This window comes from Streptomyces sp. NPDC059567 (assembly GCF_042735655.1).
GTDB lineage: Bacteria > Actinomycetota > Actinomycetes > Streptomycetales > Streptomycetaceae > Streptomyces.
In genome coordinates this window covers 12498-19660 of sequence record NZ_JBHWBS010000126.1, presented here as the reverse complement: position 1 = coordinate 19660, position 7163 = coordinate 12498, and the positions used below count along the sequence as shown (strand labels likewise).

Annotated in this window: 7 protein-coding genes; 4 read left to right on the top strand and 3 right to left on the bottom strand. The window is 72.2% G+C overall.

What is annotated here, in order from left to right:
• Positions 1-88: 88 nt before the first annotated feature.
• Positions 89-511, bottom strand: a complete 423-nt coding sequence (locus ACFVZW_RS33915; protein ID WP_384529707.1) for a hypothetical protein — start codon at positions 509-511, stop codon at positions 89-91.
• A 463-nt stretch (positions 512-974) separates the two neighbouring features.
• Between ACFVZW_RS33915 and ACFVZW_RS33910 the strand changes: the two genes are divergently transcribed.
• The 4 genes from ACFVZW_RS33910 to ACFVZW_RS33895 are packed head-to-tail and all read left to right on the top strand — an operon-like array spanning position 975 to position 5220.
• Positions 975-3746, top strand: a complete 2772-nt coding sequence (locus ACFVZW_RS33910; protein ID WP_384529710.1) for a nitrate- and nitrite sensing domain-containing protein — start codon at positions 975-977, stop codon at positions 3744-3746.
• Complete coding sequence (locus ACFVZW_RS33905; protein WP_384529704.1) at positions 3743-4183, top strand: roadblock/LC7 domain-containing protein; 441 nt, start codon at positions 3743-3745, stop codon at positions 4181-4183. Before ACFVZW_RS33910 ends, ACFVZW_RS33905 begins: the two co-directional genes overlap by 4 nt.
• Positions 4184-4196: 13 nt before the next feature.
• Entirely contained in the window at positions 4197-4634 is a 438-nt protein-coding gene (locus ACFVZW_RS33900; RefSeq protein WP_384529701.1) for a DUF742 domain-containing protein, read from the top strand.
• Complete coding sequence (locus ACFVZW_RS33895) at positions 4615-5220, top strand: ATP/GTP-binding protein (protein ID WP_383563349.1); 606 nt, start codon at positions 4615-4617, stop codon at positions 5218-5220. Before ACFVZW_RS33900 ends, ACFVZW_RS33895 begins: the two co-directional genes overlap by 20 nt.
• A gap of 96 nt (positions 5221-5316) precedes the next feature.
• On the opposite strand, the gene ACFVZW_RS33890 is transcribed toward ACFVZW_RS33895, so the two are convergent.
• Both ACFVZW_RS33890 and ACFVZW_RS33885 read right to left on the bottom strand, forming a co-directional pair.
• Positions 5317-6504 carry a lipid-transfer protein gene (locus ACFVZW_RS33890; RefSeq protein WP_384529698.1) on the bottom strand — a complete coding sequence of 396 codons (1188 nt, stop codon included), beginning with the start codon at positions 6502-6504 and terminating at the stop codon, positions 5317-5319.
• Positions 6501-6974 carry a Zn-ribbon domain-containing OB-fold protein gene (locus ACFVZW_RS33885; protein ID WP_384529695.1) on the bottom strand — a complete coding sequence of 158 codons (474 nt, stop codon included), beginning with the start codon at positions 6972-6974 and terminating at the stop codon, positions 6501-6503. Before ACFVZW_RS33885 ends, ACFVZW_RS33890 begins: the two co-directional genes overlap by 4 nt.
• Positions 6975-7163: the final 189 nt, after the last annotated feature.

Sequence of the window (7163 nt, the reverse complement as noted above, 5' to 3'; positions counted from 1 at the left end):
GCTCTCGCCGCGCCCGCACCTCCCGCCACCCCCCACACCTCGTCTCCGTACGCACCCCGGCCCGTGGCCGGGTCCCGGGAGCCGCGCCTCAGGCCGCCTCGGACAGCGCGCGCGTCTCCGTCCGTGCCGGGTTCCCGCTCCGCTCGGACTCCGCTTCGCGCACCATCCCCGCTGTGCCGTGCCCCTGTTCGCCGTCCGGCACCTGCGCCGCCTTCCGTGCCCGGCGCCGCTCGCGCCTCAGCCGGCGTGCCGTACTGCTCGGCTCCGACACCACGCCGTTCCGCTGCCGCCACACCTGGCGCGTCACCCACACGTCGAGCACGCTCCAGGTCGCCACGACCGTGCTGCCCACAGAGCTGAGCAGCATCGGAAACGCGAGCCAGGACTCGGTGACCGCGCAGAAGAACGCCACCATGCCCTGTATGAGCGTCACCGACGTGAGCATCACGGCCCGCACGGCGGCGGTACGCACCGGGTCCGGCATCCTGCGCCGGCCCTTCTCGTCATCCACCCACAACTGCCGTGGCGATTCCGCCTCGTGCACCATCGTTCTCGTCACTCCCCACCGCTGACCCGTCCTCAGGGGTGGCTGCCCGTCTTGCGTGGCTTTACACGGACACACCCCTCCCCGTACACAATGACGCTCCGCGAAGGGAAAAGGTTTCCCCTCGTTCGTACCGGAACGAACAGTTCCAGCCATCCGCCGTACCCCCACCCCGACCGCCCCGCCACGTGTCCTGCGCCACAGTGACGAATGCCAACTCCCTGAATACCGGGACATCTCATGATCAACGCTCACTCGAGAGGCTGAAAAACGTCCGGACGTGCCTTCGGGTTGGCTGTGATGCAGTAGTAGGCTCGCGCCGCCGTTTGTTGAATCCGATGGTTGACGCCATGTGTTGACGCAGTGAGTTGACGCCACGCGTCGCAAAGGAGGACCTCCGCGACGGGTGGAGGCCGAACTGGGGGAGGCCATGCGCTTTCGCGGGAAGTCCATCCGCCGGAAGATCGTGGCGTTGCTGCTGGTGCCGCTCGTGTCCCTCACCGGCCTCTGGGGTTTCGCCACGGTACTCACCGGCCGTGAGGCCGACCAACTCCTCGACGTCGGCTACATCGTCGAGAAGGTCGGCTACCCCATCGAGGACACCGCGCGCGTCATCCAGAAGGAGCGCCGCCAGTCCCTGATCTATCTGGCCGATCCGCGCGCCTCCGACTCCCTCACCACCCTGCGTGAGCAGCGCGAGGCCACCGACCGTCAGATCGCCCTCATCCGGCGGAACGCCGCGGACTCCGGCGTACGGGAGGAGATGCGTCCTCTCGCCTCGCAGCGCCTCGAATCGCTGCTGACGGCGCTGGACGGCCTCGACGCGCTGCGCCGCTCCGTGGAGAACCGCAGCATCGGCCGCATGCAGGCCCTCGACTTCTACAACCGCCTGGTCGACCCCTGTTACAGCTTCCTCATGACCCTCCACGCGCTCGAGAACGTGGAGATGGACAAGCAGGGCCGCGCCCTCGTCGGCATCACCCGCGGCCGCGAGGCGCTCTCCCGCGAGGACGCCCTGATCGTCTCCGCACTCATCTCCGAGCGCGTCACGGCCCAGGAACTTCGCGAGATCAGCGATCTCGTCGCCCAGCGCAAGCAGTTCTACGAGGTGAACCTCGAAGTCCTGCCCACCGTCGAGCGCGAGAAGTTCGAGAGGTACTGGCGCAGCCCCGACACCGAGCCGCTGCGCCGCGCCGAAGAGGACCTGATCGTCGCCGGTCCCACGAAGAGCCCGCGGACCATCACCGCGGCCCGCTGGGAGGAACGGGCCAACCCGGTCCTCGACGACCTGGCGCGGGAGAACACGGCCGCCGGCGACCGCTACCAGGAGCGCGTCCAGCCCGCCGCCTACAGCGTGCTGCTCAAGGCCGGCATCGCCGGAGTCCTCGGCTTCCTCGCGCTGCTCGTCTCCGTCGTCGTCTCCGTACGCATCGGCCGCGAACTCGTCCGCGACCTGCGCCGGCTGCGCAAGGAGGCCCAGGAGGTCTCCGGCGTACGCCTGCCCAGCGTCATGCGCCGCCTCGCCGCCGGCGAACACGTCGACATCGAGACCGAGGTGCCGCAGCTGCGGTACGAGAAGGACGAGGTCGGCCAGGTCGGCCAGGCGCTCAACACCCTCCAGCGGGCCGCCGTCGAGGCGGCCGTGAAGCAGGCCGACATGCGCCGCGGCGTCGCCGAGGTCTTCGTCAACCTCGCGCGCCGCAACCAGGTGCTGCTGCACCGCCAGCTCACCCTCCTCGACACGATGGAGCGGCGCACCGAGGACACCGAGGAACTGGCCGACCTGTTCCGGCTCGACCACATGACCACGCGCATGCGCCGCCACGCCGAGGGCCTGGTGATCCTCTCCGGCGCCGCCCCTTCCCGCCAGTGGCGCAAGCCCGTCCAGCTGATGGACGTCGTCCGCGCGGCCGTCGCCGAGGTCGAGGACTACGAGCGGATCGAGGTGCGCCGCCTGCCCCGCCTCGGCGTGGGCGGCCCCGCCGTCGCCGACCTCACCCACCTCATCGCGGAACTCCTGGAGAACGCCACGGTGTTCTCGCCCCCGCACACCGCCGTCCAGGTGCTCGGCGAGCGGGTGGCGAACGGCTTCACCCTGGAGATCCACGACCGCGGCCTCGGCATGAACCCCGACGCCCTCCTCGACGCCAACCTCCGGCTCGCCGAGACCCCCGAGTTCGAGCTCTCCGACACCGACCGCCTCGGTCTCTTCGTGGTCAGCCGGCTCGCCCAGCGCCAGAACGTCCGCGTCTCGCTGCAGCCTTCGCCGTACGGGGGGACCACCGCGGTCGTCTTCATCCCGGCCGTGCTGCTCACCGACGCGCCCGAGACGCAGGGCGCCGGCTTCCGCCTGGACCGCAAGACCCTCGACCGCGGGCTCGCGGACCGGGAGAACGGCGAGCAGCCGGGCCGGCGTCCCGCTCTCACCAAGGTGCAGGGCGGCGCGCCCCGGGCCACCGGCGCGACCCGCTCCGCGGCCTCCTCGCTCCTGGACGGCCCGCTCGACGGGCCCGTCGAGCTCGAACCACCCCTCGGGACCTCCGGCTTCGAGGAGCTGCTCGACCCGTCCGCCGCGGACCTGGAGGACACCGAGAGCGAGCGCGGCGGCCTCTTCCGCCCCCGTGACCACCGCCGCGGCCTCGCCGCGGCCCCGGGCGCCGAGCAGCATCAGCAGACCCCGGACCAGACTCCGGAGCAGTCGTACGACCGGCCCTCCGAGCGCGGCCCCGTGCCGCTGCCCAGGCGCCGTCCGCCCACGCTCGTCGTCGACCACGGCCGCCGGGTCGACGAGCCGGGCCGCGCCCACCCCTCCGCCGCCCAGGAGCCCACGGGACCGACGGGGACACCCCGCACCCTGGTACCCGTACCGCCCCACGGCCCGGTGCCGCCGGTCGGTCCCGTACCTCCGGCCGGCCCGGTGCCGCCGAACGGCGCCGCACCGCCCGACGGTCCCGCGCCGTTCGGCGGACTGCCCCGCCGGGTCCGCCAGGCGAGCCTCGCACGCCAGCTGCGCGAGACGGGCGAACGCGACGACGACAGGACCTCCACCGGCGACACCGCCTCCGCCGGCACGGACTTCGAGCGCGATGCCGAGGAAGTGCGCAGCCGCATGGCGTCCATGCAGCGCGGCTGGCAGCGCGGACGACGGCAGAACGCCGAACCACCAGCACCAGGAACGACACCCGAGGGGGACGGTCGATGACCGCACCGAACGCCGCAGCAACGAACACCTCCGGAAACGCCAACGGTGAGCTGAACTGGCTCCTCGACGAGCTGGTCCAGCGGGTCGGGTCCATCCGCAAGGCTCTGGTGCTGTCCAGCGACGGACTCTCCACCGGTGCCTCCGCGGAGCTGACCCGCGAGGACGGCGAGCACCTCGCCGCCGTCGCCTCCGGCTTCCACAGCCTGGCCAAGGGCGTCGGCCGCCACTTCGAGGCCGGCAGGGTCCGTCAGACCGTGGTGGAGCTGGAGGACGCGTTCCTCTTCGTCACGGCGGCGGGCGACGGCAGCTGCCTCGCCGTCCTCGCGGACGCCGATTCGGACGTCGGCCAGGTCGCCTACGAGATGACACTGATGGTCAAGCGGGTCGGCGTCCACCTCGGGACGGCCCCGCGCTCCGGACCGTCCGCCGGAGGGTGAGTGGGGGGACACCATGACTGACGGCACGACCGACGGCACGACCGACGCGGCCCTGCGCGACCGCACGCAGGGCCCGGCCCACCACTGGTTCGACGACGATGCCGGGCCGGTGGTCCGTCCGTACGCGATGACCCGCGGCCGGACCAGCGCCGCGACCCGTCATCGTCTCGACCTGATCGCCGTGGTGGTGCCCGAGCCCGCCGCGGACGATCCCGGCCGCGACCAGACGCTCTCCCCGGAACACGTGGAGATCGTCGAACGCTGCTCGGACGCACCGCAGTCGATCGCCGAACTCGCCGCCGGACTCGACCTCCCCGTCGGGGTCGTCCGGGTCCTCGTCGGCGATCTCGTCGAGGACGAACTCGTCCATGTGACCCGCCCCGTTCCGCCGGCCGAGCTGCCGGACGTGAGCATTCTCCGCGAGGTGATCAATGGCCTTCGGGCGCTCTAGCCACAAGAAGCCCTTCGTCGAACCGGTGACGTTGAAGATCCTGGTCGCGGGTGGCTTCGGAGTGGGCAAGACGACGCTGGTCGGCGCCGTCAGTGAGATCAGGCCGCTGCGCACCGAGGAGATCCTGAGCGAGGCCGGCCGGCCCGTCGACGATCTCCACGGGGTCGAGAACAAGTCGACCACCACCGTCGCGATGGACTTCGGGCGGATCACCCTCCGCGAGGACCTGGTCCTCTATCTCTTCGGCACCCCCGGCCAGGACCGCTTCTGGTTCCTCTGGGACGAGCTGGCACAGGGTGCGCTCGGGGCGGTCGTCCTGGCGGACACCCGTCGTCTGGAGGACAGCTTCGCCGCGATCGACTACTTCGAGCGGCGCGGCATCCCGTTCACCGTGGCGGTCAACTGCTTCGAGGGCGCCCAGCGGTTCCCGGCCGAGAGCGTACGCGGGGCACTCGACCTCGACCCCGAGGTCGAGCTGCTGATGTGCGACGCGCGCGACCGGGAGTCCGTGAAGAACATCCTCGTGGCCGTCGTCGAGCACGCCCTGGTCCTGGCGGACCAGGGCGCCACGCCCGTCGCCACCTGACACGGGCCGCGCGGAGGCCTCGGCGCAGCGCGGCGTCAGGGTGATGCGGCGTCGGTGCGGCGTGGCTTCAGCGCGGCATGGTGTCTGCGTACCTGGTCAGCGCACCGCCACCACAGCCGACCCATGCCCGAACAGCCCCTGGTTCGCGGTGATCCCGACCCGCGCGTCGTCCACCTGACGGCCGCCGGCCGTGCCCCGCAGCTGCCAGGTGAGCTCACAGAGCTGCGCGATGGCCTGGGCGGGCACGGCCTCGCCGAAGGACCCGAGGCCGCCGCTGGTGTTGACCGGGACGCGGCCACCGAGCGCCGTGGCCCCCTCCCGTACCAGCTTCGCGCCCTCGCCGGCCGCGCACAGACCGATGTCCTCGTACCACTCCAACTCCAGTGCGGTGGAGAGGTCGTACACCTCCGCAAGCGACAGGTCCTCGGGTCCGATACCCGCCTCCTCGTACGCGGCCCGCGCGATCGACGCCCGGAAGGAGTCCGGGGCCGCGGAGACCGTCGCGGCCGAGTCGGTCGCGATGTCCGGCAGGTCGACGACGGCCTTGGGGTACGTCGGTGTGACGGTGGAGACCGCCCGGATACGGACGGGGTCCGGGTGCCCGTGCCGCCGGGCGAACTCCATGCTGGACAGCACCAGGGCCGCGCCGCCGTCCGAGGTCGCGCAGATGTCGAGCAGCCGGAGCGGATCGGCGACGACGGCCGAGGCGGCGACCTCCTCGGCACTCACCGCCTTGCGGTAGCGGGCGAGCGGATTGAGCGAGCCCGCCGCCGCGTTCTTCACCTTGACCTGGGCGAAGTCCTCCACGGTGTCGCCGTACAGGGCCATCCGGCGTCGTGCGTAGAGCCCGAAGTACGCGGGGTTGGTCGCTCCGAGGACCCGGAAGCGCAGCCAGTCGGGATCGTCGGGCCGCTCCCCGCCCGCCGGGGCGAAGAAGCCCTTGGGCGCCGCGTCCGCGCCGACGACCAGGACGACGTCCGCCAGTCCGGCGAGGATCTGGGCCCGCGCGGCGCCGACGGCCTGTGCCCCGGAGGCGCAGGCCGCGTACACGCTGGTGACGCGCGCCCCCTGCCAGCCCAGCGCCTGCGCGAAGGTCGCCCCCGCCACGTATCCCGGATACCCGCACCGCATGGTGTCGGCGCCGACCACCGATCCGATGTCCTGCCAGCTCAGCCCGGCGTCTTCGAGCGCGGCGCGGGCCGCGGCCGTACCGTACTCGACGAAGCTGCGACCCCACTTGCCCCAGGGGTGCATCCCGGCCCCCAGGACGGCGATGTCGTTCATGACCGCTCCTCCGCCACGCGCGCATGCACCGGTTTCCAGTGCCACGTGGTCCAGATGTGCGCGTCGTCCTCGTTGAGCACTCCCGGCACCACCTCGACCTCCATGCCGACGGCGAGGTCCGAGGTCCGCACCCCGGGCGCCGCCTGCCCGAGCACCACCATCGCCTCGGCCGCCAACTCCACCGCGACCAGGGTGTACGGGTCCCAGGGCGCGTCCGGATCGGAGACGTAGGGCGCGGGCGGGCGGTAGCGGCCGTCGGTGTACGACCAGACGCGGCCACGCCGGGAGAGCGGGGTCTCCACGAGCTCGCCGCCGCCCGGGCAGCCGGGATTGCGGCACCAGGAGTCCTCGCGGGGGAAGAAGACCGAGGAGCAGGCCGTACAGCGGGTGCCGAGCAGCCGGAAGTCCCCGCCCTCCCCGCCGTCGTCCGTGAACCATCCGGCCACCACCGGTCTGCGCGTCCGTGCCACGAAGGCCCTCCCCGACTCCGGATCCACTGAATCTGACGAAGCGTCAGAAGTCTGCCATGGATGCCGCGCGCTGAGAACCGTACGGACCCTTGTCGCGTCCCTACGTACGGAACGGGCGGCCGGGCCCCCCCCGGGGGGGGCCGCCCCCCCCCCACACCCCCCGCGGCAGGTTCCGGCCCCCCCCGCCCC

Bases quoted from the DNA above. Each gene is read 5' to 3' on its own strand.
- ACFVZW_RS33895 (WP_383563349.1), top strand. From the start codon at position 4,615: ATGGCCTTCGGGCGCTCTAGCCACAAGAAGCCCTTCGTCGAACCGGTG.
- ACFVZW_RS33900 (WP_384529701.1), top strand. From the start codon at position 4,197: ATGACTGACGGCACGACCGACGGCACGACCGACGCGGCCCTGCGCGAC.
- ACFVZW_RS33910 (WP_384529710.1), top strand. From the start codon at position 975: ATGCGCTTTCGCGGGAAGTCCATCCGCCGGAAGATCGTGGCGTTGCTG.
- ACFVZW_RS33890 (WP_384529698.1), bottom strand. From the start codon at position 6,504: ATGAACGACATCGCCGTCCTGGGGGCCGGGATGCACCCCTGGGGCAAG.
- ACFVZW_RS33905 (WP_384529704.1), top strand. From the start codon at position 3,743: ATGACCGCACCGAACGCCGCAGCAACGAACACCTCCGGAAACGCCAAC.